The 26383-nt window shown below is 71.2% G+C and carries 23 protein-coding genes; 8 read left to right on the top strand and 15 right to left on the bottom strand.

Going from position 1 to position 26383, the window contains the following annotated elements:
• Positions 1 to 153: 153 nt before the first annotated feature.
• The 4 genes from ABZ858_RS01835 to ABZ858_RS01820 form a co-directional block, all read right to left on the bottom strand.
• Complete coding sequence (locus ABZ858_RS01835; RefSeq protein WP_361371085.1) at positions 154 to 1794, bottom strand: cytochrome bc complex cytochrome b subunit; 1641 nt, start codon at positions 1792 to 1794, stop codon at positions 154 to 156.
• The gene (locus ABZ858_RS01830) at positions 1791 to 2843 is read right to left on the bottom strand and encodes a Rieske 2Fe-2S domain-containing protein (protein ID WP_361371082.1); all 1053 of its coding nucleotides are present in this window, start codon (positions 2841 to 2843) and stop codon (positions 1791 to 1793) included. The genes ABZ858_RS01835 and ABZ858_RS01830 overlap by 4 nt, the downstream gene beginning before the upstream one ends.
• Positions 2840 to 3649, bottom strand: coding sequence for a c-type cytochrome (locus ABZ858_RS01825; RefSeq protein WP_361371080.1), 810 nt, complete (start codon positions 3647 to 3649; stop codon positions 2840 to 2842). Before ABZ858_RS01825 ends, ABZ858_RS01830 begins: the two co-directional genes overlap by 4 nt.
• A gap of 62 nt (positions 3650 to 3711) precedes the next feature.
• On the bottom strand, positions 3712 to 4332 hold the full coding sequence (locus ABZ858_RS01820; protein WP_361371077.1) for a heme-copper oxidase subunit III: 621 nt from the start codon (positions 4330 to 4332) through the stop codon (positions 3712 to 3714).
• A gap of 207 nt (positions 4333 to 4539) precedes the next feature.
• Between ABZ858_RS01820 and ABZ858_RS01815 the strand changes: the two genes are divergently transcribed.
• Positions 4540 to 4938 (top strand): hypothetical protein, encoded by a 399-nt coding sequence (locus tag ABZ858_RS01815; RefSeq protein WP_361371074.1) that lies wholly within the window; start codon positions 4540 to 4542, stop codon positions 4936 to 4938.
• A gap of 75 nt (positions 4939 to 5013) precedes the next feature.
• Here the strand turns inward: ABZ858_RS01815 and ABZ858_RS01810 are convergent, their stop codons facing one another.
• From ABZ858_RS01810 to coxB, 4 genes are all read right to left on the bottom strand, one after another.
• Positions 5014 to 6285, bottom strand: a complete 1272-nt coding sequence (locus ABZ858_RS01810) for an Ig-like domain-containing protein (RefSeq protein ID WP_361371071.1) — start codon at positions 6283 to 6285, stop codon at positions 5014 to 5016.
• A 134-nt stretch (positions 6286 to 6419) separates the two neighbouring features.
• Complete coding sequence (locus tag ABZ858_RS01805) at positions 6420 to 6818, bottom strand: cytochrome c oxidase subunit 4 (RefSeq protein ID WP_361371068.1); 399 nt, start codon at positions 6816 to 6818, stop codon at positions 6420 to 6422.
• Positions 6815 to 8554, bottom strand: coding sequence for a cytochrome c oxidase subunit I (gene ctaD, locus ABZ858_RS01800; protein ID WP_361371065.1), 1740 nt, complete (start codon positions 8552 to 8554; stop codon positions 6815 to 6817). The genes ABZ858_RS01805 and ctaD overlap by 4 nt, the downstream gene beginning before the upstream one ends.
• A complete protein-coding gene (coxB, locus tag ABZ858_RS01795; RefSeq protein WP_361371062.1) occupies positions 8551 to 9510 on the bottom strand; it encodes a cytochrome c oxidase subunit II in 960 nt (319 codons plus the stop codon). Before coxB ends, ctaD begins: the two co-directional genes overlap by 4 nt.
• A gap of 323 nt (positions 9511 to 9833) precedes the next feature.
• Here coxB and ABZ858_RS01790 point away from each other — a divergent pair, with 323 nt between their 5' ends.
• Complete coding sequence (locus ABZ858_RS01790; protein ID WP_361371060.1) at positions 9834 to 11213, top strand: aminotransferase class V-fold PLP-dependent enzyme; 1380 nt, start codon at positions 9834 to 9836, stop codon at positions 11211 to 11213.
• A 39-nt stretch (positions 11214 to 11252) separates the two neighbouring features.
• Here the strand turns inward: ABZ858_RS01790 and ABZ858_RS01785 are convergent, their stop codons facing one another.
• The gene (locus ABZ858_RS01785; protein WP_361371057.1) at positions 11253 to 12227 is read right to left on the bottom strand and encodes a carbohydrate kinase family protein; all 975 of its coding nucleotides are present in this window, start codon (positions 12225 to 12227) and stop codon (positions 11253 to 11255) included.
• Between the two features lie 130 nt (positions 12228 to 12357).
• On the opposite strand from ABZ858_RS01785, the gene ABZ858_RS01780 reads away from it, so the two are divergent.
• Both ABZ858_RS01780 and ABZ858_RS01775 read left to right on the top strand, forming a co-directional pair.
• Positions 12358 to 12603 carry a hypothetical protein gene (locus ABZ858_RS01780; protein WP_361371054.1) on the top strand — a complete coding sequence of 82 codons (246 nt, stop codon included), beginning with the start codon at positions 12358 to 12360 and terminating at the stop codon, positions 12601 to 12603.
• 162 nt (positions 12604 to 12765) lie between these two features.
• Positions 12766 to 14430, top strand: a complete 1665-nt coding sequence (locus ABZ858_RS01775; protein WP_361371051.1) for a hypothetical protein — start codon at positions 12766 to 12768, stop codon at positions 14428 to 14430.
• An 82-nt stretch (positions 14431 to 14512) separates the two neighbouring features.
• Here ABZ858_RS01775 and ABZ858_RS01770 read toward each other — a convergent pair whose 3' ends face one another.
• The gene (locus ABZ858_RS01770; protein WP_061919812.1) at positions 14513 to 14869 is read right to left on the bottom strand and encodes an iron-sulfur cluster assembly accessory protein; all 357 of its coding nucleotides are present in this window, start codon (positions 14867 to 14869) and stop codon (positions 14513 to 14515) included.
• 323 nt (positions 14870 to 15192) lie between these two features.
• Between ABZ858_RS01770 and nadA the strand changes: the two genes are divergently transcribed.
• On the top strand, positions 15193 to 16377 hold the full coding sequence (nadA, locus tag ABZ858_RS01765) for a quinolinate synthase NadA (RefSeq protein ID WP_361371048.1): 1185 nt from the start codon (positions 15193 to 15195) through the stop codon (positions 16375 to 16377).
• 87 nt (positions 16378 to 16464) lie between these two features.
• Here the strand turns inward: nadA and ABZ858_RS01760 are convergent, their stop codons facing one another.
• From ABZ858_RS01760 to ABZ858_RS01740, 5 genes are all read right to left on the bottom strand, one after another.
• The gene (locus tag ABZ858_RS01760; RefSeq protein ID WP_361371045.1) at positions 16465 to 19599 is read right to left on the bottom strand and encodes an efflux RND transporter permease subunit; all 3135 of its coding nucleotides are present in this window, start codon (positions 19597 to 19599) and stop codon (positions 16465 to 16467) included.
• Positions 19600 to 19800: 201 nt separating this feature from the next.
• A complete protein-coding gene (locus ABZ858_RS01755) occupies positions 19801 to 20481 on the bottom strand; it encodes a response regulator transcription factor (protein WP_361371042.1) in 681 nt (226 codons plus the stop codon).
• Positions 20478 to 21704, bottom strand: coding sequence for a histidine kinase (locus ABZ858_RS01750; protein WP_361371040.1), 1227 nt, complete (start codon positions 21702 to 21704; stop codon positions 20478 to 20480). The genes ABZ858_RS01755 and ABZ858_RS01750 overlap by 4 nt, the downstream gene beginning before the upstream one ends.
• A gap of 568 nt (positions 21705 to 22272) precedes the next feature.
• Positions 22273 to 22551: a hypothetical protein gene (locus ABZ858_RS01745; RefSeq protein WP_361371037.1), complete on the bottom strand. Its 279-nt coding sequence runs from the start codon at positions 22549 to 22551 to the stop codon at positions 22273 to 22275.
• 47 nt (positions 22552 to 22598) lie between these two features.
• Positions 22599 to 23390, bottom strand: a complete 792-nt coding sequence (locus ABZ858_RS01740; protein WP_361371034.1) for a PspA/IM30 family protein — start codon at positions 23388 to 23390, stop codon at positions 22599 to 22601.
• A gap of 254 nt (positions 23391 to 23644) precedes the next feature.
• Between ABZ858_RS01740 and ABZ858_RS01735 the strand changes: the two genes are divergently transcribed.
• The 3 genes from ABZ858_RS01735 (at position 23645) to ABZ858_RS01725 (ending at position 26236) form a co-directional block, all read left to right on the top strand.
• Entirely contained in the window at positions 23645 to 24274 is a 630-nt protein-coding gene (locus tag ABZ858_RS01735) for a DUF3043 domain-containing protein (RefSeq protein WP_361371031.1), read from the top strand.
• 83 nt (positions 24275 to 24357) lie between these two features.
• Positions 24358 to 25059: a methyltransferase domain-containing protein gene (locus ABZ858_RS01730; protein ID WP_361371029.1), complete on the top strand. Its 702-nt coding sequence runs from the start codon at positions 24358 to 24360 to the stop codon at positions 25057 to 25059.
• Between the two features lie 88 nt (positions 25060 to 25147).
• A complete protein-coding gene (locus ABZ858_RS01725) occupies positions 25148 to 26236 on the top strand; it encodes a trypsin-like peptidase domain-containing protein (RefSeq protein ID WP_361371026.1) in 1089 nt (362 codons plus the stop codon).
• The last annotated feature ends 147 nt before the right edge of the window (positions 26237 to 26383 follow it).

Here is a 26383-nt window from a genome sequence, read left to right as displayed (position 1 = left end):
GGGGACACGAAATCTCAAAAATCCACCTCCACCCTATCCAGCCCTGGACACGACGAAGGGCCCCGTCCGGGATGGGGGCACCCCCCTGCTCTTTTGAGCTTGGGGGAGGACGGGGCCCTTCGACCTGGCGTGGCGACGCTCAGGGTTCAGTGATCAGTGGTGGCCGTGGCCGCTCGTGATCTCCTTGTACTCCTCGACGGTCGGCTTCTGGATCTGGCCGTCCTCGCCGTAGTAGGCCTTGCTGAGCTTGGCGCGCAGCTTCTCCGTACCGGCGACCTTGCGCTCGACACCGTTCTCGTCGACCGTCGGGCCGATCTCGACCGGCTCGTACTGGTGGTGAGCGGTGAGGGTGTACAGCTGCTCCTGGCTGAGCGGCTCGTGGACCTCGATGAACTCACCGTGCGGCAGGCGCTTGATGATGCCCGACTCGCGGCCGTGCAGGACCTTGTCCTTGTCCCGGCGCTGCAGGCCGAGGCAGATCCGCTTGGTGACGACGAACGTGAGGACCGGCACCACGAAGAAGGCGATGCGCACGAACCAGGTGATCGCGTTGATCGACAGGTGGAAGTGGGTGGCCCACAGGTCGTTTCCACCGCCGACGAGCAGCACGAAGTACCAGGCGATCCACGCGGCGCCGAAGGCCGTGCGGGTCGGCACGTTGCGCGGGCGGTCCAGGATGTGGTGCTCGCGCCGGTCGCCGGTGATCCAGGACTCGATGAACGGGTACAGCGCGATCGCGGCGAGCACCACACCGAAGAGGGCCAGCGGGATGAACACGCCGAGGACCAGCGTGTGGCCCCAGAAGTTGATCTCCCAGCCCGGCATGGCGCGGATCAGGCCCTCGGCCATGCCCATGTACCAGTCCGGCTGGGCGCCGGTGGAGACCTGGTCCGGACGGTAGGGGCCGATGGCCCAGACCGGGTTGATCTGCGCGATCGCCGCGATGGCCGCGATGGCACCGAAGACCAGGAAGAAGAAGCCTCCGGCCTTGGCCATGTAGACCGGCAGCAGCGGCATGCCGACCACGTTGTTGTTGGTCTTGCCGGGACCCGCGAACTGCGTGTGCTTGTGGTAGAAGACCAGGATCAGGTGGCCGACCACCAGGCCGAGCATGATGCCCGGCAGCAGCAGGATGTGGATCGAGTAGAACCGGGCCACGAAGTCGTGGCCGGGGAACTGGCCGCCGAAGAGGAAGTACGAGATGTACGTGCCGACGATCGGCACGGACAGGATCGCGCCCTCCATGAAGCGGACACCGGTGCCGGAGAGCAGGTCGTCCGGGAGCGAGTAACCGGTGAAACCGGTGAACATGCCGAGGACGAACAGCAGGAAGCCGAACAGCCAGTTGACCTCACGCGGCTTGCGGAACGCGCCGGTGAAGAACACGCGCATCATGTGCACGAACATGCCGGCCAGGAAGATCAGCGCGGCCCAGTGGTGGATCTGCCGGATCAGCAGGCCACCGCGCACCTCGAAGGAGATGTGCAGGGTCGAGTTGAACGCCTCGCTCATCAGCTGTCCCTGGAGCGGGACGTAGCTGCCGTGGTAGACCACCTCGTTCATCGACGGGTGGAAGAACAGCGTCAGATACACACCCGTGAGGATGATGATCAGGAAGCTGTAGAGGCAGACCTCACCCAGCATGAACGACCAGTGGTCGGGGAAGATCTTGCGCATGTTGGCCTTGGCCAGGCTGTAGATGCCCAGCCGGCCGTCGGCCCAGTCGGCGAGCTTCTCGCCGGCCGGTGCCTTCCCGCGCGCGCGGGTCGGCTCGTTGGTCGCTGAAGTACTCATCCGCGCTCCCAGAATGCAGGACCGACGGGCTCCTCGAAGTCGCCGAGCGCCTGGAGGTAACCCTCGCTGTCCACGCCGATGCGCAGCTGCGGCAGGGCGTGGCCGGCGGGGCCGAAGATCACTCGGGCACCGTCGGAGAGGTCGAAGGTGGACTGGTGGCACGGGCACAGCACGTGGTGCGTCTGCTGCTCGTACAGGGAGATCGGGCAACCGACGTGGGTGCAGATCTTCGAGTAGGCCACGACGCCCTGGTGCGACCACTCCAGCTCACGCTTGTCCTTGATGTTGTCCGGCTGCAGCCGGACGATCATCAGGGCCGCCTTGGCGATCTCCTGCTGGAAGTCCTCGCTCTGCTCCTCCAGGCCGTCGGGCTTGGCGAAGGTGAGCGAGCCGACGGCGATGTCCTCGGGACGCATCGGCTGGTTGGTGTTCATGTTGACCAGGCGCTTGCCCTTCGCCCACAGCGTGTGGCGGAGGGTGTCCTTGGGCAGCGGGCCCAGGTCGCGCAGGAGGAACAGCCCGGACAGCGGCACCAGCGTGAGCGCGCCCAGCATGGTGTTGCGGATCAGCGGACGGCGGCCGATCGCGGACTCCTTGGCACCCTGCTTGAAGTCCGCGTGGACCTTGGCACGGACCTCGGGGGACGCCTCGATCGGGTGACGCTCGTCGGCGACCTCCGCGTCGGACATCAGGGTGCGGGCCCAGTGGACCGCGCCCGCGCCGATGCAGAACAGCGCCACGCCCAGAGTCAGGCCCAGCGCGAAGTTCATCGCGCTGAGGTGCCCGATCGGGAAGACGTAGATCGACTTGTCGTTCGGGATCGTCACGTAGGACGCGATGAAACCGACGGTGGCCAGCATCGACAGCGTGAACAGGAACGCGACCACGCGCTCCGACCGCCGGGCGGCCTGCTCGTCGATGTCCTGGACCCGGTGCTCGTGCGGCGGCAGGCCGGGGTCGGCGAACGGGTTCTTGTCGTCCGCCACGGCGCCGTGCGCCGTGCCCTGCTCGGCAGGCAGGTTCTCTTCTGGAATGTCTTGGCTACTCATGACTTCTTGGCCTTTGCGGTCCGGGCGGCGACCCACACGGCGACGGCGATCAGCAGGCCCAGCCCGAAGATCCAGCCGAACAGACCCTCACTGACCGGCCCGAGGCCGCCCAGCTCCAGACCACCGGGGTTCTCCGTGTTGTCGCTGTTGACCGCGTTCAGGTACGCGATGATGTCCTTCTTGTTCTTCTGGGACATCGTGGTGTCGGGGAAGGACGGCATGTTCTGCGGGCCGGTCTGCATGGCCTCGTAGACGTGCTTGGGGTCGACGCCCTCAAGGTCCGGCGCGAACTTGCCGTGCGTGAGCGCACCACCCTTGCCGGTGATGTTGTGGCACTGCGCGCAGTTGGTGCGGAACAGCTCGCCGCCCGCGGCGACGTCCGCGCCGTCCGTGCTGTACAGGTTCTTCGTCGGCACGTTCGGACCGGCGCCCAGGGAGGCGATGTACGCCGCCAGCTGGTCGATCTGGGGCTGGCTGTAGATGACCTTCTTGCGCGGGACCTGCGCGCCCGGCTGCTGGGCCGGCATACGGCCCGTACCGACCTGGAAGTCGACTGCCGCGGCGCCCACGCCCACCAGGGGAGGACCGTCAGTGGTGCCCTGCCCACCGGTGCCGTGGCAGCTTGCGCAGCCGACCTCGTAGAGCTTCTTGCCCTCCTCGATGGTGAGGGACTGGGCGGAGTCGTCGGCCTTCGCCTTGCTCGCGGGCGCGAACGCGGTGTACAGCCCCCCCGTGGCCGCCAGCGCGAGAAGGAGGACGACGACCGCCGCCAGCGGATGGCGTCGTCGTGCGGAGAGCTTTTTCACGGATTACCCCGGTGTCAGGATCTTCTGCGTCGATGCTTTGCGGTGTTGGATCGGTTCTTCGGCTACTTGATCAGGTAGATCGTGGCGAAGAGGCCGATCCAGACGACATCGACGAAGTGCCAGTAGTAGGACACGACGATGGCCGCCGTCGCCTGCTCGTGCGTGAACCTCTTCGCCGCGTAGGTGCGGCCGAGGACCAGCAGGAAGGCGATGAGGCCGCCCGTCACGTGCAGGCCGTGGAAGCCGGTGGTCAGGTAGAACACCGAGCCGTACGGGTCGGAGGACAGGGAGAGCCCGTCCTCCTTCACCAGGCTCGTGTACTCGTAGATCTGACCGCCGATGAAGATCGCACCCATGATGAAGGTGACGATGAACCAGCCCCGGAGCTTCTTCACGTCACCGCGCTCGGCGGCGAAGACGCCGAGCTGGCAGGTGAGTGAGGAGAGCACCAGGATCGTGGTGTTCGCCGAGGAGAAGGGGACGTTGAGGTGGTCCGCCATCGCCTTCCAGTGATCGGGTCCCGTCACCGATCGCAGGGTGAAGTACATCGCGAAGAGGGCCGCGAAGAACATCAGCTCGGAACTCAGCCAGATGATGGTTCCGACGCTGGTGAGGTTCGGCCGGTTGACCGACGGGTGCGCGTGCCCGGTTTCTACTGTCGTTGCTGTCGCCACGACCGACATTATGTCGGTCGCTTATCCCGCCCTCACTCCGGGGGGTGCCGTTCGGAGTGTCTGGGGGGTCTGTCCAGCCCGTATGGCCCATCGAAGGGGTGTTCCAAGCGGTGTTGGCGGTGAGGCGGAGGGAGTAGCATCCGCGCCAGCGGTACCCGGAAGTTCCCGACGAGTTCCCGACGAATGCTGTGTCTTCTAGAGATGCGTGGAGGAACAATGCAGGCGACCGCCACGGTGCTGGTCTACAGCGACGACGCCGGCACGCGCGAGCAGGTGCGGCTGGCCACCGGCCGCAGGCCGGCCCAGGACGCGCCCCTCGTGGAGTTCGTGGAGTGCGCCACGCCCGCGGCCGTCCTCGCGGAGCTGGACCGGGGCGGGATCGACGTCTGCGTCCTGGACGGCGAGGCCGTGCCCATGGGGGGCATGGGGATGTGCCGGCAGATCAAGGACGAGGTCTTCCACTGCCCGCCGGTGCTGCTGCTGATCGGGCGGCCGCAGGACGCGTGGCTGGCCACGTGGAGCCGGGCGGACGCCGCGGTGACGCTGCCGGTGGAGCCGGTGGAGTTCGCGGGGGCGCTGGCGGCGCTGCTGCGGAAGCCGGCGTTGAGCGCCTAGGGGGTCGGGACGGCCCGCTTGTTCTGCGGGTGCGGGCCGTCCGCGGCCGGCCGCGCCCCTTGTTCCTCTGTTGCCTCAGAGGCTCTGGGGGCGCAGTCTCGCCTGGTCCGGGCCGGGGGTGGCGGACTGGGGGGACGCGGTCAGGGCGCTGCCCTGGAGCCATTTCTGCCAGGGCAGGTTCCAGTCGCCGTAGCCGTTGTCGAACAGCTCCATCGGGTCGCCCTTGGAGTTGACGACCTGGACGACGTCGCCCTCGTGGATGTTGTCGAAGAACCACTTGGCGTTCGGGGTGCTCATGCCGGTGCAGCCGTGGCTGACGTTGGCGCTGCCCTGGGAGCCCACGGACCAGGGCGCGGCGTGCACGAACTCGCCGCTCCAGGTCACCCGGGTGGCGTAGTAGACGGGCAGGTCGTAGGAGTCCGAGGTGCCCGCGGCGATGCCGACCGTGGAACTCTTCATCCGGACGAAGTACTGCTTGGCCAGGACCACCTTGACGCCGTTGCGGGTCTCGAAGCCGGGCTTGCCCGTGGTGACCGGGATCTCCCGGACCTTCTCGTCGTTCCTGTAGAGGGTCAGCCGGTGCGTGGCGGCGTCCGTGACGGCGACGACCCGGTCCCCGGTGGTGATGGTGAGCGGCTTGGCGGTGCCGCCGTACAGCCCGTCGGCGATGCGGAGGTTCTCCAGGTCGCTGTGGACCGTGATGGTGGCGTTGGCCGGCCAGTAGTCCTTGGGCCGGTAGTGCAGCTGCTTGTCGTCGACCCAGTACCAGGAACCCGCCACGGCCGGTGTGGACTCGACCTGGAGGCCGCGCTCCACGATGGCGCGCTGGGCCTTGTCCTTGACCGGCTGGTCCAGTTCGGCCGTGATGGGCTCGCCGACGCCGTAGGTGCCCGCCTCCGGCCCGAACGACACGTTCAGGCGCTTCTGGGTGGTGGGCTTGCTGGTGTCGAAGTCGAGGACCTTGCGGCCGGGTGCGCCGTCGTCGTCCTCCGTGCGGACCGTGAGCTTGTAGTGGGCGCCCGCGGCCAGCGGTGAGGTGCTGTGCCATCGGGTGCCGTCGGCGGTGAGTTCGCCGGAGACCCGGCGGCCGGCGGCGTCCACGGCGGTGACGTCGGTGATGCGCCCGTCCGAGCCCGCCGCGGTGACCACCAGGGGCTTGTCGGGGTCGGCTTTCTTGCCGGCGTCCGTGGGGCCGCTGAAGGTGATCTGGTCCGCCGCGTCGTACGGCTCGTCGGCTGCGGGATGGTCGTCCGCGCCGCAGGCGGTGAGGCCCGCGCCTAGGGCGGCGGCGAGGAGAGTCCAGCCGACACCGGCCCTTGCGCCCCGGGAGAACAGTGTGGTGCTCATGGCAGCACGCTAAGTAGCTCCGTCAACTCCGGCGCGGTGGATCGTCCGTCCGGGGGACGCCGTTGCGGCAAAAGCGGGAGCCCGGGCACTCCTGCGACGGAGTGCCCGGGCTCCCGGATGGTGCTTCGCGCGTGCTACTGGGTGCGGTTCTCGCCGCGGTAGTACTCGAAGACCCAGCCGAACAGGGCGATCATGACCAGCGGCGCACCGAAGTACAGCAGCCACCAGCCGAGGGCGACACCGAGGAAGGCCAGCGCGCCACCGACACCGAGGGCGAGCGGCTGCCAGCTGTGCGGGCTGAAGAAGCCCAGCTCGCCGGCTTCGTCCGCGACGTCGGCCTCCTTGTTGTCCTGAGCGCCCGCGTCCACCCGCTTGGCCGTGAAGCCGAGGTAGAAGCCGACCATGATGCTCAGGCCGAAGGACAGGAAGAGCGCCGTCGTACCGGCCGGCTCCTTCGACCACCAGCCATAGACGATCGCCATGACGAGCAGGAAGACGCTCAGCCAGATGAACATCTTGCCCTGGATCTTCACTTGCCGGCCTCCTTGCCGCCCGCGACGGCTGCCTTCTCACCGTGACCGGCGTTCTCGAGCTGGTCGAGCGCGGCGATCTCAGGGTGGTGCAGGTCGAACGCCGGGGATTCGCTGCGGATCCGCGGCAGGGTGAGGAAGTTGTGCCGCGGCGGCGGGCAGGAGGTCGCCCACTCCAGCGAGCGGCCGTAGCCCCACGGGTCGTCCATGTTGACCGGCTTGCCGTACTTGGCGGTCTTCCACACGTTGTAGAAGAACGGCAGGATCGAGGCGCCGAGCAGGAAGGAGAAGATGGTCGAGACCATGTTCAGCCCGGTGAAGCCGTCGGCCGCCAGATAGTCGGCGTACCGGCGCGGCATGCCTTCCACGCCCAGCCAGTGCTGCACCAGGAAGGTGCCGTGGAAGCCAATGAACAGCATCCAGAAGGTCATCTTGCCCAGGCGCTCGTCGAGCATCTTGCCGGTGAACTTCGGCCACCAGAAGTGGAAGCCGGAGAACATCGCGAAGACGACCGTGCCGAAGACGACGTAGTGGAAGTGGGCCACCACGAAGTACGAGTCGGAGATGTGGAAGTCCAGCGGCGGCGCGGCCAGGATGACGCCGGTCAGGCCACCGAAGGTGAAGGTGATCAGGAAGCCGGTCGCCCACAGCATGGGTGTCTCGAAGGAGAGACTGCCCTTCCACATGGTGCCGATCCAGTTGAAGAACTTCACCCCGGTCGGGACCGCGATCAGGAAGGTCATGAAGGAGAAGAACGGCAGCAGCACACCGCCGGTGACGTACATGTGGTGCGCCCACACCGTCACGGACAGGCCCGCGATCGAGATGGTCGCGCCGATCAGGCCCATGTAGCCGAACATCGGCTTGCGGGAGAAGACCGGGATGACCTCACTGATGATGCCGAAGAACGGCAAGGCGATGATGTACACCTCTGGGTGGCCGAAGAACCAGAAGAGGTGTTGCCACAGCAGTGCTCCGCCGTTGGCGGCATCGAAGATGTGGGCGCCGAACTTGCGGTCGACCTCCAGCGCGAACAGCGCGGCGGCCAGCACCGGGAAGGCGAGCAGGACGAGCACCGCGGTCAGCAGCACGTTCCACACGAAGATCGGCATGCGGAACATGGTCATGCCGGGCGCGCGCATGCAGATGATCGTGGTGATGAAGTTGACCGAGCCGAGGATCGTGCCGAAGCCGGAGAAGGCCAGACCCATGATCCACATGTCGCCGCCGACACCGGGCGAGTGGATCGCGTCGGACAGCGGGGCGTAGGCGAACCAGCCGAAGTCGGCCGCGCCCTGCGGGGTGAGGAAGCCGCCCACCGCGATCAGCGAGCCGAACAGGTACAGCCAGTAGGCGAACATGTTCAGCCGCGGGAACGCCACGTCCGGCGCGCCGATCTGCAGCGGCATGATCCAGTTCGTGAAACCGGCGAACAGCGGCGTCGCGAACATCAGCAGCATGATCGTGCCGTGCATCGTGAACGCCTGGTTGAACTGCTCGGTCGACATCAGCTGCAGGCCCGGACGGGCCAGCTCGGCGCGCATGAGGAGCGCCATCACGCCGCCGATGCAGAAGAACGCGAACGACGTGACCAGATACAGCGTGCCGATCGTCTTGTGGTCGGTGGTCGTCAGCCACTTGATCACGACGTTGCCGGGTTGCTTGCGCCGGACCGGCAGCTCGCTCTCGTAAGAGCCCTCAGCCGCCGCGGCACCCTGGGGTTCGTTGAGGATGCTCACAGGTTGTTCGTCTCCCGGTTCTTCTCGTGGCTCGTCTGCGCGATGCCGGCGGGAACGTAACCGGTCTGCCCCTTCTTAACGAGGTCCTTGAGGTGCTGCTCGTAGCGGTCCGGCGAGACGACCTTCACGTTGAACAGCATCCGGGAGTGGTCCTGGCCGCAGAGCTCGGCGCACTTGCCCCGGAAGGTGCCCTCCTCGTTGGGAGTCACCTGGAACGAGTTGGTGTGGCCGGGGATGACGTCCATCTTCATCAGGAACGGCAGCACCCAGAAGGAGTGGTTGACGTCCCGCGAGGTGAGGATGAAGCGGACGGTCTTGCCCTTGGGCAGCCAGAGCGTCGGACCGGGGTTGCCGTTCTGCGGGTTGCGGGTGCCCGGCGTACCGAAGTCGTAGACACCGCCGGCGTTCGCCGGGAAGTCCTTCTTGAACCGGTCCGGAATGGCCAGCAGGTTCTTGTCGGACTTCGCGTCACCCGCGGAACCCGCGACGGGCTCCACGTAGTTGAAGGCCCAGCTCCACTGGTAGCCGACCACGTTGACCGTGACGTCGGGCTTCTTCGATTCGTCGAGGAGCTTCGACTCGTCACGGGCGGTGAAGTAGAAGAACACCGAGACGATGATGAGCGGGACGACCGTGTACAGCGCCTCGATGGGCATGTTGTACCGGGTCTGCGGAGGGACCTCGACCTTGGTGCGGCTGCGCCGGTGGAAGAAAGCACTCCACAGGATCAGACCCCACACCAGCACGCCGACCGCGATCGCGGCGGCCCAGGAGCCCTGCCACAGGGAGAGGATCCGCGGAGCCTCTTCCGTGGCGGGGGTGGGCATACCCAGCCGGGGGAAGTCCTTGTATGTGCAACCGGTTGCGGTCGCCAGGACCAGGCCCGCAGTCAGTGCCTGCAGCAGCTTCCGCCGCATCGGGCGCCGCGGCGAGCGGTCGGAGCCGTTGGGACTCACGTAGCGCCTTCCCGAGAGTCTCGCCCGCGCGGTTGGCTGCGGCCTGCCTTCTCGCTGGTCGGTCGCCGCCCTGCGTCGGGCAGGGGTTTGGATGTTTATGCGGACCAAACCCTACTGGACGCCTTCCGGCGGGTCGCGGGGAGGGTGCCATACGCGCCGCGGGTCACTCCGAAGAGGTGGGTTGCCCCTGGGTGCGGTGATATGTGACGGCAGATCGGGCGCGGCCCGGTCCCGGTGGGTACCGGTCGCGCGCGGCGACTGCCGGCACGTCGTGGCTGGTCGCGCGGTTCCCCGCGCCCCTTCGGGGCGCTTAGCGTGGACCCGTGGTCTATTTCGACGCGGCGTCCGCCGCTCCCCTGCATCCCGTCGCCCGGCAGGCGCTGCTGGCCTCGCTCGACGAGGGGTGGGCCGATCCCGCCCGGCTCTACAAGGAGGGCCGGCGGGCCCGGCTGCTGCTGGACGCGGCGCGGGAGGCGGCGGCCGAGGCGGTGGGGTGCCGGGCGGACGAGCTGAGCTTCACCGCCTCCGGCACGCAGGCCGTGCACACCGGGGTCGCGGGGGCGCTGGCCGGGCGGCGCCGGGCCGGGCATCACCTGATCGTGTCAGCCGTCGAACACTCCTCGGTACTCCATTCGGCCGAGGCGCACGAGGCGGCGGGCGGGACGGTCACCCGGGTCGGGGTCGACCGGAACGGAGCGGTGGCGCCGGGGGCGTACGCGGCGGCGCTGGGACCGGGGACCGCGCTGGCCTGCCTCCAGTCGGCCAATCACGAGGTGGGCACCGAGCAGCCGGTCGCCGAGGTGGCCGAGGTGTGCCGGGCGGCGGGCGTGCCGCTGCTGGTGGACGCGGCGCAGTCGCTGGGCTGGGGGCCGGTGGCGGGCGACTGGTCGCTGCTGGCGGCCAGCGCCCACAAGTGGGGCGGGCCGTCCGGGGTCGGGCTGCTCGTGGCGCGCAAGGGCGTGCGGTTCGCGGTGCGGGGACCGGCCGACGAGCGGGAGGCGGGCCGGGCGGCCGGGTTCGAGAACATCCCGGCGATCGTGGCGGCGGCGGCCTCGCTGCGGGCGGTGCGGGCCGGGGCGGCCGCGGAGGCCCTGCGGCTGCGGGAGCTGACGGAGCGGGTGCGGGCCCGGGTGCCGGGGCTGGTGCCGGACGTGCAGGTGGTGGGCGATCCGGTCCGCCGGCTGCCGGGCGTCGTCACCTTCTCGTGTCTCTATGTCGACGGGGAGACCTTGCTGCACGAGCTGGACCGCGCGGGTTTCGCCGTCTCGTCCGGCTCGTCCTGCACCAGCTCCACGCTGACCCCCAGTCATGTGCTCCGGGCGATGGGGGTGCTGAGCGAGGGCAACGTACGGGTGTCGCTGCCGCCGGGGACGGCGGAGGAGGACGTCGAGCGGTTCCTGTCGGTGCTGCCGGAGGCGGTGGCGCGGGTGCGGGCGAAGCTGGGGGCGCCGGCGCCCCGGACGGCGGACGGGCACCGGGAGGAGCTGGTCCTGGACGCCCTCGGCAAGCGCTGCCCGCTGCCGGTGATCGAGCTGGCGAAGGTCATCGGGGACGTGCCGGTCGGCGGCACGGTCCGGGTCCTCGCGGACGACGAGGCGGCCCGGCTGGACATCCCGGCGTGGTGCGAGATGCGGGGGCAGGAGTACGTCGGGGAGGAACCGGCGGACGAGGGCGCGGCCTACGTCGTCCGCCGGGTCTCCTGACGGCCCTTCACGGCCGAGGGTCCGTTACGGCGTGAGCGGTCAGACGAGGTGCGCGCGGACCTCGTGGGCCGCCTCGTCGCCGTACGCCTTGGTGAAGCGCTCCATGAAGTTGGCGCGGCGCAGCTGGTACTCCTGGGTGCCGACGGTCTCGATGACCAGGGTGGCCAGCATGCAGCCGACCTGGGCGGCGCGCTCCAGGCCGACGCCCCAGGCGAGGCCGGAGAGGAAACCGGCCCGGAAGGCGTCGCCGACGCCGGTCGGGTCGGCCTTGCGCTCCTCGTCGGGGCAGCCGACCTCGATCGGGTCCTCGCCGGTGCGCTCGATGCGCACGCCGCGGGCGCCGAGGGTGGTCACCCGGTGGCCGACGCGGCCGAGGATCTCGGCGTCGCTCCAGCCGGTCTTGGTCTCGATGAGGCCCTTCTCGTACTCGTTGGAGAACAGGTACGTCGCCCCGTCGAGCAGGATGCGGATCTCGTCGCCGTTCATCCGGGCGATCTGCTGGGAGAAGTCGGCGGCGAAGGGGATCGCGCGCGAGCGGCACTCCTCGGTGTGCCGGAGCATCGCCTCCGGGTCGTCGGCGCCGATCAGCACGAGGTCGAGGCCGTCCACGCGGTCGGCGACGGTCTTCAGCTCGATGAGCCGGGCCTCGCTCATCGCGCCGGTGTAGAAGGAGCCGATCTGGTTGTGGTCGGCGTCGGTGGTGCACACGAAGCGGGCGGTGTGCAGCGTCTCGGAGATACGAACCGAGGTGGTGTCGACGCCGTGCCGGTCCAGCCAGGCACGGTACTCGCCGAAGTCGGAGCCGGCGGCGCCGACCAGGACCGGGCGGGTGCCGAGCTGGCCCATCCCGAAGGCGATGTTGGCGCCGACCCCGCCGCGTCGGACGTCCAGCTGGTCGACCAGGAAGGAGAGCGAGACCGTGTGCAGCTGGTCCGCGACGAGTTGGTCGGAGAAGCGGCCGGGGAAGGTCATGAGGTGGTCGGTGGCGATGGAGCCGGTGACTGCGATGCGCACGGCGTGGACGCTCCTCGGAGAAGGGAGAGTGACAGTTCACGCTACCGGGTCGGGGTACGACGTTGAAGCGGTGGAAATTACCCGATAGTAGATGTTTCCCGGCGGCCCGCGGCGGCTTACCGTGCGATCCATGACCCACCACAAGACTCATTCCGCTCCCGCTCCGGCCGATGTCAAGGGCGGCGACATCGCTAGCGACATCGAGGCCGATCTGGCGTCGCTGCGCGGAGACTGCGCGCGGATGGCCCCGCGCTGGGCGTCCGCCGGGCGGGGCGCGGAGGCCGTCCGGCCGGTGTCGCCGGCCCGTATCCACGGCGTGTCCGTCCCGGCGTCGTCCGCGCGGCTGCTGGAGGCGATGTCGGACTACGGGGACTGAGTCCGCCGGCCCCGTGTCCGGGCACGGGGGAACCGGGTGCGTCCCCGGCGCGTCACATCCCCGTCCCCCGGTCGGGGGACGCGGGCCAGGACCCGGCGGCCGATGACTTTGTCAGGGCCGGGTCAGGGCCCGGGACAGTCGCACGGCCGAAGGAGCGATGCGGTGAACACCGAGCGACCCGAGAACGACGACGCCGCGAACGGCCCGGCGAACGGCGACGGGCCCGCGGGTGCAGCCCGGCACGACAGCCGCCCGGCGGCGAAGGCAGGCCCCGCGGGCACGGGCGGTCCCGCGGGCGAAGGCGGAAGCGGAGGCAGGCGGGGGCGGCGGCCGCTGGTCGCCGTGTCCGTCGCCGCGGCGGTGCTGCTGGTGGGCGGCGGCGGGGCGTACCTCGCGACCGGCGCCTTCGGCGGCCCGGACGGGCGTACGGAGTCGGCGGGGTCCGGCGGGCGCACTCCCCCGCCGCTCGTCCTGGACGGTTACGCGGTCGCCGCCACCGGCGGTACGGGCGGCGGCAACGGCATCGCCCCCGGCGAGCCCGACCCGTACGGCGCCGCCTACCGGGCCACGGGCACACTGCCCGCCGGGCCCGCCTCCGCGCCGGTGTACGCGGCGCGCGGCGAGGTCACCCGTGCCGAGGTGGCCCGGCTCGCGAAGGCGCTGGGGGTCACGGGCACACCGGTGGCCGACGCGCAGGCGTGGCAGGTGGGGACGGGCAAGGACGGCTCGGGGCCGATGCTGCGGGTGACCCGGCGGGCGCCGGGGGCCTGGACGTTCAGCCGGTACGCGCCGGGCACCGACGACTGCAAGGGCGTGACGTGCGGGCCGGGCTCGGCCGTGCCGTCCGGGCAGGGTCCCGCCGCCCCGTCCGGGCAGGACCCCGCCGCGCCGTCCGGGCAGCCGGTGAGCGTGGCGGCGGCCGAGAGGGCGGCGGCTCCGGTCCTCGCGGCGGTGGGGCAGTCCGGCGCGCGGCTGGACGCCCGCCAGGTCATGGGCGCCCAGCGGGTGGTGGAGGCCGATCCGGTGGTCGGCGGGCTGCCCACCCACGGGTGGACGACGGGGCTGACCGTCGGCCTGCGCGGCGAGGTGGTCGGCGGCAGCGGGCAGCTGAAGGCGCCGGTGAAGGGCGCGACGTATCCGGTGCTGGACGCGCGCAGGACCCTGGACCTCATGAACTCCGCGCCGCGGGGCGACCACCGCATGGGCATCGGCGGCTGCCCCAGCCCGGTGGCCGCCAAGGACCGCCTGGAGGCGCCGTGCGGGCGGGCGTCCCAGGGCAGCGGCGGCCACGACACCCTGACGGTGGAGAAGGCCGTGTTCGGCCTGGCGGCGCAGTACTCCGGCGGGCGGCAGGCGCTGGTCCCGTCCTGGCTGTTCCAGGTGCGGGCGCCGGGCGGCCAGGACAGCGGCTTCACCGTGCCGTACCCGGCCGTCGATCCGCGCTACCTGTCCTCCGGTACGACGGCCCCCGCCTCCCCTGCCGCACCCGCCACGCCGGGCGCGTCGGGCACCGCCGCTGCGAAGACCCGTGACGTGCCGGTGACCGGTTACAGCGCCCGGGGCGACGAGCTGACCGTGTCCTTCGAGGGCGGGGTGTGCGCCGACTACAAGGTGGCGGCGAAGGAGGGGGCGGGGCAGGTGACCGTGACGGTGACCGAGACCCCGTGGCGCGGCAAGGTCTGCATCATGATCGCCGAGGAGTACCGGCGGACCCTGCGCCTCGGTCACCCGCTCGGCGACCGCAAGGTGATCGGCTCGGGCGGCCGGGCGGTCCCCGGCGAGGCGGCGGGCGCGGGCTCGTCCGAATCGGTGCCGCTGGCGCGCTGAGCGTCCCGGCGCCCCGGAGACAGCGGAAGGCGGCGGCCCCTCGGAGGGGCCGCCGCCTTCCCACGTTCACGCCGTGGCGGGCTCAGCTGAAGGAGTCGCCGCAGGCGCAGGAGCCCGTCGCGTTCGGGTTGTCGATCGTGAAGCCCTGCTTCTCGATGGTGTCCACGAAGTCGACGGTGGCGCCGCCCAGGTACGGGGCGCTCATGCGGTCGGTGACGACCTTGACGCCGCCGAAGTCCTTGACGACGTCGCCGTCGAGGGAACGCTCGTCGAAGAAGAGCTGGTAGCGCAGGCCGGAGCAGCCGCCGGGCTGGACGGCGACGCGCAGGGCGAGGTCGTCACGGCCTTCCTGGTCGAGCAGGGCCTTGACCTTGGACGCGGCGGCGTCGGTCAGGATGATGCCGTCGGTGACGGTGGTGGTCTCGTCCGATACGGACATCTACATCTCTCCCGGGTTGTACGGAGACTGCTTGCCGACGAGTGCAACCGGCGCGGCCGCGGATTCATTCCGGGCCGTGCACGGGCCTCTTCGTTCTCTTCTCCGTGCTCGTTCTCTTCATGCTCGCACATGCGCCCGGTGGCCGGGAGCGGCCTGTGGACGCGGGCGGCCGGGACGGCGGAGGCGGCGGGCGGCACGGTGAGGGACGGCACGGCCCGGCGCCGGGATTCACGTCACATCGACATGATGGCCATCGTCAAAGTGACGTGAAGCGGTTATGATAGATAACGTCAATTAGACGAAAAGTAGAAAGGGTGCGTGTCGTGACCACCGCCCAGACCCAGGAGCTCGACGTCCAGCCGACGCCCCTCGCCCTGCTGCTGCTCGGCCGCGAGGCCGACCCGAAGAGCGAGCGGGGCGTCGAGTGTCCCGGCGACCTCCCCTCCCCGTCCGACCCGGACCTGGTGGCCCGCGCCCGCGCGGCCAAGGAGAAGCTCGGGGACAAGGTCTTCGTGCTCGGCCACCACTACCAGCGTGACGAGGTCATCCAGTTCGCGGACGTCACGGGCGACTCCTTCAAGCTGGCCCGGGACGCGGCGGCGCGGCCCGAGGCCGAGTACATCGTCTTCTGCGGTGTGCACTTCATGGCCGAGTCGGCCGACATCCTGACGAGCGACGCGCAGAAGGTGGTCCTGCCGGACCTGGCCGCCGGGTGCTCCATGGCCGACATGGCCACGGCCGAGCAGGTCGCCGAGTGCTGGGACGTGCTGACCGAGGCCGGGATCGCCGAGCGGGTCGTGCCGGTGTCGTACATGAACTCCTCGGCCGACATCAAGGCGTTCACCGGCAAGCACGGCGGCACCATCTGCACCTCGTCGAACGCCCAGCGGGCCCTGGAGTGGGCCTTCGGGCAGGGCGAGCAGGTGCTGTTCCTGCCCGACCAGCACCTCGGCCGCAACACCGCCGTACGGGACCTGGGCATGTCGCTGGAGGACTGCGTCGTCTACAACCCGCACAAGCCGAACGGCGGGCTGACCGCCGAGGAGCTGCGCGCCGCGAAGATGATCCTGTGGCGGGGCCACTGCTCGGTGCACGGCCGGTTCAGCCTGGACTCGGTGAACGACGTGCGCGAGCGGATCCCGGGCGTCAACGTCCTGGTGCACCCCGAGTGCCGGCACGAGGTGGTGGCCGCCGCCGATCAGGTCGGCTCCACCGAGTACATCATCAAGGCGCTGGAGGCCGCCCCGGCCGGCTCCAAGTGGGCCATCGGCACCGAGCTGAATCTGGTGCGCCGCCTGGCGAACCGTTTCGCCCCCGAGGGCAAGGAGATCGTCTTCCTCGACCGGACGGTCTGCTTCTGTTCGACGATGAACCGGATCGACCTCCCGCACCTCGTCTGGGCCCTGGAGTCCCTGGCCGAGGGCACGCTGGTCAACCGCATCGAGGTGGACCGGGAGACGGAGGCGTTCGCCAAGCTGGCGCTGGAGCGGATGCTGGCGCTGCCGTAGCCCCGCGGACGACGGCCAAGGCCCCTGGACCACAGCGGTGGTCCGGGGGCCTTGGCCGTTCGGTGCCGGACGGTGCCGGGCGGTGCCTCAGACGGTCACGGGCTCCCGTTCGTCCGTCCGGGTCTGGCCCTTGGCCGCGCGCTTCTTCGCCCGGCGCTCCTTGCGCAGCTCCAGCATGGCGTAGAGGGTCGGGACCAGCAGCAGGGTCAGCAGGGTCGAGGTGACCAGGCCGCCGATCACCACCACCGCGAGCGGCTGGGCGATGAAGCCGCCCTCGCCGGTGACGCCGAGCGCCATCGGGAGCAGGGCGAAGACGGTGGCCAGGGCCGTCATCAGGATGGGCCGCAGCCGGTGCCGGCCGCCTTCCACCACGGCCTCCACGACCCCGTAGCCCTGCTTGCGGTACTGGTTGATCAGGTCGATCAGCACGATCGCGTTCGTCACCACGATGCCGATCAGCATCAGCATGCCGATCATCGCGGGGACGCCCATCGGCGTGCCGGTGAGGATCAGCAGGCCGAGCGCGCCGGTGGCGGCGAACGGGACGGACACCAGCAGGATCAGCGGCTGGGCCAGCGAGCGGAAGGTCGCCACCAGCAGCATGAAGACGATCGCGATCGCGGCCAGCATCGCCAGGCCCAGGTTCTTGAACGCGTCGCCCTGGTCGGAGGTGACGCCCCCGATCTCGGCCGTCGCGCCCGCCGGGAGTTTGAGGTCCTTGATCCTCGACTGGAGCTTGCCGCTCACCGCGCCGGTGTTGTCGCCGGTGGGCCTGGCGGTGACGGTGGCGGCCCGCCGCCCGTCGATCCGGGTCAGCGAGACCGGACCGTCGACCAGCCGGACGGTGGCGATGTCCCCGAGCCTCACCGGGCCGAGGCGCAGGTTCTTCAGCTGGTCCAGGGTGCGGGCCGGTTCGGCCGACTTGACGACGACGTCGCGCTCGGTGTCGTCCAGGACCGCCTTGGCGGCCGTGGTGCCCTTGACGGCCTGGGCGACGGCCGCGCCGAGGCTCTGCTCGGTGAAGCCGGCCGCGGCGGCCTTGTCATCAGCCCGCACCGAGACGCGCGGCACGCTCTGCGAGAGGTCGCTGGTGACGTCGGTGACGCCACCGAGTCCGGCCACCGTGGTGCGGACCTGTTCGGCGGCGCGCCGCAGCGCGTCCGCGTCGGGTGCCTTGACGACCACCTTGAGGTCCTGGTCGCCGAAGCCGTCCCCGGCGCCGACCGTGGTGGTGCCGATGCCGGACAGCTTGCGCAGGCCGTCCTCGATGTCCTTGCGGACGCCGTCGGCGGAGGCCGAGTCCTCCAACATCACCTGATAGGAGGCGTGGTTGGTGTCGGTGGAGCCGCCGAAGGCCGCCATGAAACCGGAGGAGCCGACGGTGACCTGGTAGTCCTTGACGCCCTTCGTCGCGGCGAGCAGCTTCTCGACCTTCTTCGCCTGGGCGTCGGTCGCGGCCAGGCCGGTGCCGGGCTTGAGCGTCTGCTTGACGCTGAGCACCTGCTGGTCGCCGGAGCCGAAGAAGTCCGTCTTCAGCAGCGGGGTCATGCCGAAGGTGGCGACCAGCACGACCGCCGCGATCAGCACGCTGGTGAGGCGGCGGCGGGTGGCGAAGCGCAGCACGGGGACGTACCAGCGCTGGAGGCGGCTGTGCGCCTCCTTCTCCTCGGCCCGGCGGCGGGCCTCGGCGGCCTCGGCCGGGGTGCCCTTGGGGGCGCGCAGGAACCAGTACGACAGCACCGGCACGACGGTGAGCGCCACCAGCAGCGAGGCCAGCAGGGCCGCGGTGACCGTGATGCTGAACGGCCCGAACAGCTCGCCCACCATGCCGCCGACCAGGCCGATCGGCAGGAACACGGCGACCGTGGTGAGGGTGGAGGAGGTCACCGCGCCGGCCACCTCGCGCACCGCGTTCACGATGGCGTCGTGCCGTTCCTCGCCGTAGCCGAGGTGGCGTTTGATGTTCTCCAGGACCACGATCGAGTCGTCGACGACCCGGCCGATGGCGATGGTCAGCGCGCCCAGGGTCAGCATGTTCAGCGACAGGCCGCCGGTCCACAGCACGATCAGGGTCAGCACCACGGAGAGCGGGATGGACACCGCGGTGACCAGGGTGGAGCGGACCGAGGCCAGGAAGGCCAGGATGACCAGGACCGCGAAGAGCAGGCCGAGGGCGCCCTCGGTGGTCAGTCCGTCGATGGACTTGGCGACCGCCGGGCCCTGGTCGCTGACCGTGGTGATCTGCGCGTCGGTGCCGAGGTCGCGGCGCAGGCCGGGCAGCTTGTCCTTGATCGCGTCCGAGATCGAGACCGCGCTGCCGTCGTGGTCCATGGTGACGGAGACGGCGAGGCTGGGCTTGCCGTCGGTGCGGGTGAGGGAGTCGGCCGGGGCCGGCTGCCGGCGGACGGTGGCGACATCGCCCAGGCGCACCGGCGGCTTCGCCGTGCCGCCGCCCGCGCCCCCGGGTCCCGTGGCGGTGCCGGTGGCGGTGACCATCAGGTCCTGGATCTGCCGCAGCGAGGTGAAGCCGCCGCCGACCTGGACGGTGCGGGCGGCGCCGCCCTCGTCGAAGGAGCCGGCCGGGACGGTGGCGCCGCCCGCCTGCAGGGCCTGGGCCAGGGCGGCGGAGGTGAGGCCCGCGCGGGCGAGCTTCGCGTCGTCGGGGGTGACGGTGACCTGGAGGTCGCGTACGCCGTCGACGGTGACCCGGCTGACGCCCTTGATGTTCTTCAACGCCGGTACGACCGTCTTGTCGAGCTGGTCGGCGAGCGCCTGCTGGTCCCTGGGGGAGGTGACGGCGAGCACCGCGGTCGGGATGTCGTCGGTGGAACCGGCGACGACCTGCGGGTCGACGTCGTCCGGCAGCTGGGCGCGGGAGCGGTTGACGGCCTGCTGGACGCCGGCGACGAGCTGCTGGGTGTCGTTGCCGTAGTCGAAGGAGGCCGTGATCACGGCGTTGCCCTCACCGGCGGTGGAGGTGACGCCGGTGATGCCGTCGACGCTCTTGAGGGAGTTCTCCAGCGGCTCGACGACCTGCTTCTCCACCACGTCCGGGGACGCGCCCTGGTAGGGCGCCAGCACGGACACCACGGGAAGTTCGATGGTGGGCAGCAGCTGCTGCTTCAGCTGGGGTATCGCGATGGCCCCGAAGACGAGCGCGACGAGCGAGATCAGCCCGATCAGCGCCCGGTGCGCGAGGCTGGACCTGGACAGCCAGGACATGGGTCAGGGTCTCTCTTCTGTGAGCGTCGGTGAGCCGCGCGGCGGCACGGGCGCTCGACCGCGCCCACCCCTACACCCTCGGGCACCGGCCGCCCGCGTTCCCTAGCCCCCTGGTCCATTTCCTTATGCGCCGCCTACTCCGGCCGCAGTACGCCCGGGTAGAGGCCGCTCCACCCGTGGCTGTACCGGGGCGACAGGGGCTCACTCCACCCTGGGGCGGACCAGTCCGGACTCGTAGGCGATGACGACCAGTTGCGCCCGGTCGCGTGCGCCGAGCTTGGCCATGGCCCGGTTGACGTGCGTCTTCACGGTGAGCGGGCTGACCTGGAGGCGCTCGGCGATCTCGTCGTTGGAGTGGCCGCCGGCGACCTGCACGAGGACCTCGCGCTCGCGCACGGTCAGCGCGTCCAGCCGGTCGGAGCGGGCCGGGTCGCGGCCGTCGTCGGCGCCGCCCTGCGCGAGGAAGCGGGCGATCAGGCCCTTGGTGGCGGCCGGTGACAGCAGTGCCTCGCCCTCGGCGGCGATCCGGATGGCGCTCAGCAGCTCCTCGGGTTCGCTGCCCTTGCCGAGGAAGCCGGCGGCACCCGCGCGCAGCGCCTGGACCACGTAGTCGTCGACCTCGAAGGTGGTCAGGATGACCACGCGGACCCGGTCGAGTGCGGGGTCGGCGCTGATCAGGCGGGTCGCGGCCAGGCCGTCGGTGCCGGGCATGCGGATGTCCATCAGGACGACGTCGGCGCGCCGCTCCTTGGCCAGCCGGACCGCCTCGGTGCCCTCGGACGCCTCGCCGACCACCTCCATGTCGGGCTCGGAGTCGACGAGCACGCGGAAGGCGCTGCGCAGCAGTGCCTGGTCGTCGGCGAGCAGGACACGGATCGTCATACGGCGTCCCCCGGGGCGCGGGTGCGGGTGGTGACGGGCAGGATCGCATGGACGCGGAAGCCGCTGCCGTAGCGGGGTCCGGTGGTGAGGGTGCCGCGCAGCGCGGTGACCCGCTCCCGCATGCCGAGCAGTCCGTGCCCGCCGCCTGCCGGGGCGGGTCCGTCGTCGGCGCCGGCCCCGTCGTCCAGGACGGTGATCTCCACGTTCGGTCCGACGCGGACGACGCTGACCTCCGCCCTGGCCCCGGTGCCGGCGTGTTTCTGCACGTTGGTGAGGGCTTCCTGGACGATCCGGAAGGCGGCCAGGTCGACGGCGGCGGGCAGCGCGGTGGTGCCGTCGGCGCGGGCCACCTCCACGTGCAGGCCCGCGTTGCGGAAGGTGGCGACGAGTTCGTCGAGGCGGTGCAGGCCGGGGGCGGGCTCGGTGGGGGCCTCGGGGTCGTCGGACTGCCGGAGCAGGCCCACGGTGGCGCGCAGTTCGTTCAGCGCGGACCGGCCGGCCTCGCGGACGTGCGCCAGTGCCTCCTTGGCCTGGTCGGGACGCTTGTCCATGATGTGCGCTGCCACTCCGGCCTGCACGTTGACCAGCGCGATGTGGTGGGCGACGACGTCGTGCAGGTCGCGGGCGATGCGCAGCCGCTCCTCGACGACCCGGCGGCGGGCCTCCTCCTCGCGGGTGCGTTCGGCGCGTTCGGCGCGTTCGCGCATGGCCCGCACGAAGGCGCGGCGGCTGCGTACGGCGTCGCCGCCGGCCGCGGCCATGCCGGTCCAGGCGAAGACGGCGAGGTTGTCCTGCGCGTACCAGGGCCGGATGCCGCCGAGCATGGCGGCGCCGGTCAGCACGATCATGGTGGGCAGGCCCAGGCGCCAGGTGGTGGACCGGTCGGTGGCGGCGGCCACGGTGAACAGGGCGACGACGGCGGACATCACGACGGGCGTGCGCGGGTCGCCGGTGACGCACTCGACGAGCGAGACGGCGCCGGTGACGGCGAGGACCGTGCGCGGGACGCGGCGGCGCAGCGCGAGCGCGGCGGCCCCGAGCGTCATCAGGGCGAGGCTGAGCGGCGCCGGGGTGCGCACGGCCCAGCTGACCCCGTCCTCCCCGCGCGGGTCCACGAAGGACCCGGCCACCATGCAGACCAGCACACCGGCCGCGATGGCCGCGTCCAGCGCGAGCGGATGCGCCTTGAGGCCGCAACGGGCACGGTCGAGGGTGGTGGTCACGCCTGAGTACGGTACGGGGTTGTTGCGGGGGCGGGGTGGGGTGGGCGCCGGGCATCTCCGGGCGTCGGCCTTTCCCGGGTGCCGAGCCTCCCCGGGTGTCGGGCCGCCGTCGGGCGCCGGGCCTCCCCGGGTGCCGGACGTCCTCGGGCGCCGGGCCTCCCCGGGCGCCAGCCTTCCCCGGGCGCCGAGCCGCCCTCGGGTGCCGGGCGTCCCCGGGTGCCGAGCCACCCCCGAGTGCCAGGCATCCCCGGATGCCGAGCCGCCGTCGTATGCCGGCCCGCCCCGAGTGGCGGCCTGACGTGAGTGCCGGACCGCCCCGAGTGGCGGGCATCCCCGGATGCCGAGCCGCCCCCGAGTGGCGGCCTGACGTGAGTGCTGGCCCGCCCCGAGTGCCGGGCATCCCCGGATGCCGAGCCGCCCCCGAGTGCCAGCCCTCCCCGGGTGTCGGGCCGCCGTCGCATGCCGGCCCGCCCCGAGTGGCGGCCTGACGTGAGTGCCGGACCGCCGTGAGTGGCGGCCTGACCTGGGTGCCGGACCGCCGTGAGTGCCGGGCCGCCCCGGGAAGCCGTCAGCCCGGGATCAGGCCGTCGTCGCTGAGCAGTTCCCGGACCTCCTCCAGGGTGGCGTCTCCCGCGGGCAGGATCAGCTCGGAGGGCTCCAGGGCGTCGTCGGGCAGGGGCTCGCCCAGTTCCCGGACCTTGGCCAGGAGGGCGGCCAGGGTGCGGCGGAAGCCGGGGCCGTCCCCCTTGTCCATCTCGGCCAGGAGTTCGTCGTCCAGCTCGTTGAGTGCGGTGAGGTGGCTGTCGGCCAGCCTCACCTGCCCCTCCCCCATGATCCGTACGATCATGTCGCCCTCCTCGGCGGCGTGGGCCCCGCCTGTCGGTGACGTCGCTTTCACTGCTTGTCGAAGCGGGGGGTGTCCTGCGGCTGCTGCTGGGGCTGCGCCTGCTGCCGGCCGCCCTCGATGGCCTGCTGCGAGGAGCCGCCGGCCAGCTCGGCCTTCATGCGCTGCAACTCCAGCTCTACATCCGTACCACCGGAGAGCCGGTCCAGCTCGGCCGCGATGTCGTCCTTGGCCATGCCGGAGGGGTCGTCCAGGGCGCCGGAGGCGAGCAGTTCGTCGATGGCGCCGGCCCGGGCCTGGAGCTGCTGCGTCTTGTCCTCGGCCCGCTGGATGGCCAGGCCGACGTCGCCCATCTCCTCGGAGATCCCGGAGAACGCCTCGCCGATCCGGGTCTGCGCCTGGGCCGCGGTGTAGGTCGCCTTGATCGTCTCCTTCTTCGTACGGAAGGCGTCGACCTTGGCCTGCAGGCGCTGGGCCGCCAGGGTGAGCTTCTCCTCCTCGCCCTGGAGGGTGGAGTGCTGCGTCTCCAGGTCCGTCACCTGCTGCTGGAGCGCGGCACGACGCGACAGCGCCTCGCGGGCCAGGTCCTCGCGGCCGAGCGCGAGCGCCTTGCGGCCCTGGTCCTCCAGCTTGGAGGACTGCTGCTGCAACTGGTTGAGCTGGAGTTCCAGGCGCTTGCGGCTGGTCGCCACGTCGGCGACGCCGCGGCGCACCTTCTGGAGCAGCTCCAGCTGCTTCTGGTACGAGTAGTCGAGGGTCTCGCGCGGGTCCTCGGCCCGGTCAAGGGCCTTGTTCGCCTTCGCGCGGAAGATCATCCCCATACGCTTCATGACACCGCTCATGGGCTTCGCGCGCCCCCTTCTGACGGACTCCAGCTCACAGCTCTGCGACAGAACCCACAGTACGGGCCCTGCGTCCATTACCGCACTGTTCGGGAACGGATGCGGTCATCCCCAAGGACGAGTGCGCCCGGCCACGATCCGGCGTAGGGAGTAGGTGACCCCCGGGACCGCCGTCCGGGACGCGTGCGCGACGTCCCCCCTGTCTCCTGAAGACGACCGGTGTTGCCGGATCGTTCCCCACGGGACTGGGGTCCATGCGGGTCAAGCCCTTACCCTTGGGTTTTGTGTTCCGTAGCCGTGCCAAGGAAGAGAACGCCCCGGTCGCCGAGAAGGCGACGGTGAGCGTCTCCAAGCAGCCCCGCGACCCGCAGGCCCCCAAGGGCCGCCCCACTCCGAAGCGGAGTGAGGCGCAGTCCCAGCGCCGCAGCGTCGCCCACACGCCGACCAACCGCAAGGAGGCCGCCAAGCGGCAGCGCGAGGACCGCCGCGCCCAGATGGAGCGCCAGCGCCAGGCGCTCGCCAGCGGCGACGAGCGCTACCTGCCGGCCCGCGACAAGGGCCCGGTGCGCAAGCTCGCGCGCGACTTCATCGACTCGCGGTTCAACGTCGCGGAGTTCTTCCTGCCGATGGCCGTGGTCATCCTGGTGCTGAGCATGGTGCACGTCGGCTATCTGCAGAACATCGCGCTGCTGCTGTGGCTCGTGGTGATCGTGCTGATCGTGCTGGACTCGGCCGTCACCGCCTTCCGGCTCAAGAAGCGGCTGGCCGAGCGCTTCCCGGACCAGAACCGGCGCGGCGCGGTCGGCTACGCGCTGATGCGCTCGCTCCAGATGCGCCGGCTGCGCCTGCCCAAGCCGCAGGTCAAGCGCGGGGAGCGGCCCTGAGTACGACCGCTTTCTCCGGGGGTGCGGCGGACGCCTGGCTGGGCCGGCTGGGCGGGCTGCGTGATGTCGTACGGCAGGAGCTGGTGGCCCGGCAGCTCGACGAGCAGATAGCCGGGCGGTTCCCGGTCGGTCAGCGGCTGCGGGTGCTCGACGTGGGGATGGGCCAGGGCACGCAGGCGCTGCGGCTGGCGCGCGCCGGGCACCAGGTGACCGGCCTGGAGCGCGACCAGAAGATGATCTCGGTGGCCCGGGCGGCGCTGGCCGGTGAGCCGGAGGGCATCCGGGCCCGGATGCGGATCGTCGAGGGCGACGGGCAGGACACCGGCGTGCACTTCCTGCCGGGCAGTTTCGACGTGGTGCTGTGCCACGGCGTGCTGATGTACGTCGAGGAGCCGGACCCGCTGCTGGCCGGGCTGGCGCGGATGCTGGCGCCGGGCGGCCTGCTGTCCCTGCTGGTGCGCAACGGCGACGCGCTGGCGCTGCGGCCGGGCCTGTCGGCCGACTGGTCGGGGGCGCTGGCCGCGTTCGACACGACGGCGTACCGCAACCGGCTCGGCCTGGACGTGCGCGCCGACCGGCTCGCCGATCTGACGGCGACCCTCGCCGGCATCGGGGCGCCGCTGCACGCCTGGTACGGGGTCCGCGTCTTCACCGACACGGCGGCCGACGGCACGGAGCCGCCGCCGGACACGGAGACCCTGCTGGCCGCCGAGGAACGGGCCGGGCGCACCGACCCGTACCGCGCGGTCGCGGCCCTGCTGCACCTGTGCGGGGTCCGCGGCTGAGGCAGCCGGAGCCGCGCCCGCCCGGGAGGCGGGCTCGTTCGGGCGAGTACCGGGGGACGGGGCCGCGCGGCGGGGACAGACTCGGCTCATGGACGTTTCCCGGGTGCCCCGGCCGGTCGGTCCGCTCGTCGCGCTGGCCTGCTGCGCCGCGCTGCTGTCCGGGTGCGACGCCCCGGCCCCGCCCGAGGACGCCTCGGCCACCGCCACGGCTCCGGCACCGGCCGAGGGGCGGCACGTGGCCGCGCCGGCCACGGCGGGCGACCTGCAGAGCGACTACCTGCGGGTGATCAAGGAGGTCCTGCCGTCGGTCGTGCAGATCCAGGCCAGCCGCGACCTGGGCTCGGGGGTCGTGTACGACGACAAGGGGGACATCGTCACCAACGCGCACGTCGTGGGGGACGAGAAGCGGTTCCATGTGACCACGGCGGGCAGCGAGCAGGCGCTCACCGCGACCCTGGTCTCCTCCTACCCGGACCAGGACCTGGCCGTCGTACGGCTGGACAAGGTGCCGCACGGGCTGAAGGCGGCCGCCTTCGGTGACTCCGAGAAGGTCGCGGTCGGGCAGATCGTGCTGGCCATGGGGTCGCCGCTGGGCCTGTCGTCGAGCGTCACCCAGGGGATCGTGTCGGCGACCGGGCGCACGGTCAGCGAGGGGCAGGGCGGCGGGGGCACCGGGGCGACGATCGCCGACATGGTGCAGACCTCGGCCGCGATCAACCCCGGCAACAGCGGGGGTGCGCTGGTGAACCTGGACGGCCAGGTCATCGGCATCCCGACGCTCGCCGCCACCGACCCCCAGCTCGGCGGCAGCGCGGCGCCGGGCATCGGGTTCGCGATCCCGGCGTCCATGGTGAGGACGATCGCCGGGCAGATCGTGAAGTACGGCAAGGTGGTGGACTCCGGGCGGGCCGCGCTCGGCATCACCGGGCGCACCGTCGTGGACGCGGGCTACCAGCCCGCCGGGGTCGCCGTCGTCGAGGTGAAGGCGGGCGGCGCGGCGGACCGGGCGGGCATCCGGGCCGGGGACGTCCTGCTGCGGCTCGGCGGCACCGGCATCACGACGGTCACCTCGCTGTCCGAGGCGCTGGCCGCCGACCGGCCGGGGCAGAAGGCGACGGTGACGTACGCGCGGGACGGCGCCGAGCGGACGGTGCGGGTCACGCTGGGCGAGCAGTGAGCCGTACGGAACCCGCGGGACGTACGGCACGTACGGCACCCGCGGGACGTACGGCACGTACGGCACGGGGGGCACGTACGACACGGGGGGCACGTACGACACGGGGGGCACGTACGACACGGGGGGCACGTACGACACGGGGGGCAC

This window comes from Streptomyces sp. NPDC047017 (genome assembly GCF_040644175.1).
Classification (GTDB): domain Bacteria; phylum Actinomycetota; class Actinomycetes; order Streptomycetales; family Streptomycetaceae; genus Streptomyces.
This window is presented reverse-complemented; position numbering and strand designations above follow the sequence as displayed.

Excerpts from the sequence above, each read along its gene's own strand:
- ABZ858_RS01780 (WP_361371054.1), top strand. The coding sequence starts at position 12,358 with ATGACCCACCACAAGACTCATTCCGCTCCCGCTCCGGCCGATGTCAAG.
- ABZ858_RS01820 (WP_361371077.1), bottom strand. The coding sequence starts at position 4,332 with ATGTCGGTCGTGGCGACAGCAACGACAGTAGAAACCGGGCACGCGCAC.
- ABZ858_RS01735 (WP_361371031.1), top strand. The coding sequence starts at position 23,645 with ATGCGGGTCAAGCCCTTACCCTTGGGTTTTGTGTTCCGTAGCCGTGCC.
- ABZ858_RS01835 (WP_361371085.1), bottom strand. The coding sequence starts at position 1,794 with ATGAGTACTTCAGCGACCAACGAGCCGACCCGCGCGCGCGGGAAGGCA.
- ABZ858_RS01725 (WP_361371026.1), top strand. The coding sequence starts at position 25,148 with ATGGACGTTTCCCGGGTGCCCCGGCCGGTCGGTCCGCTCGTCGCGCTG.
- ABZ858_RS01815 (WP_361371074.1), top strand. The coding sequence starts at position 4,540 with ATGCAGGCGACCGCCACGGTGCTGGTCTACAGCGACGACGCCGGCACG.
- ABZ858_RS01770 (WP_061919812.1), bottom strand. The coding sequence starts at position 14,869 with ATGTCCGTATCGGACGAGACCACCACCGTCACCGACGGCATCATCCTG.
- ABZ858_RS01760 (WP_361371045.1), bottom strand. The coding sequence starts at position 19,599 with ATGTCCTGGCTGTCCAGGTCCAGCCTCGCGCACCGGGCGCTGATCGGG.
- ABZ858_RS01745 (WP_361371037.1), bottom strand. The coding sequence starts at position 22,551 with ATGATCGTACGGATCATGGGGGAGGGGCAGGTGAGGCTGGCCGACAGC.
- ABZ858_RS01830 (WP_361371082.1), bottom strand. The coding sequence starts at position 2,843 with ATGAGTAGCCAAGACATTCCAGAAGAGAACCTGCCTGCCGAGCAGGGC.
- ABZ858_RS01740 (WP_361371034.1), bottom strand. The coding sequence starts at position 23,390 with ATGAGCGGTGTCATGAAGCGTATGGGGATGATCTTCCGCGCGAAGGCG.
- ABZ858_RS01810 (WP_361371071.1), bottom strand. The coding sequence starts at position 6,285 with ATGAGCACCACACTGTTCTCCCGGGGCGCAAGGGCCGGTGTCGGCTGG.
- ABZ858_RS01755 (WP_361371042.1), bottom strand. The coding sequence starts at position 20,481 with ATGACGATCCGTGTCCTGCTCGCCGACGACCAGGCACTGCTGCGCAGC.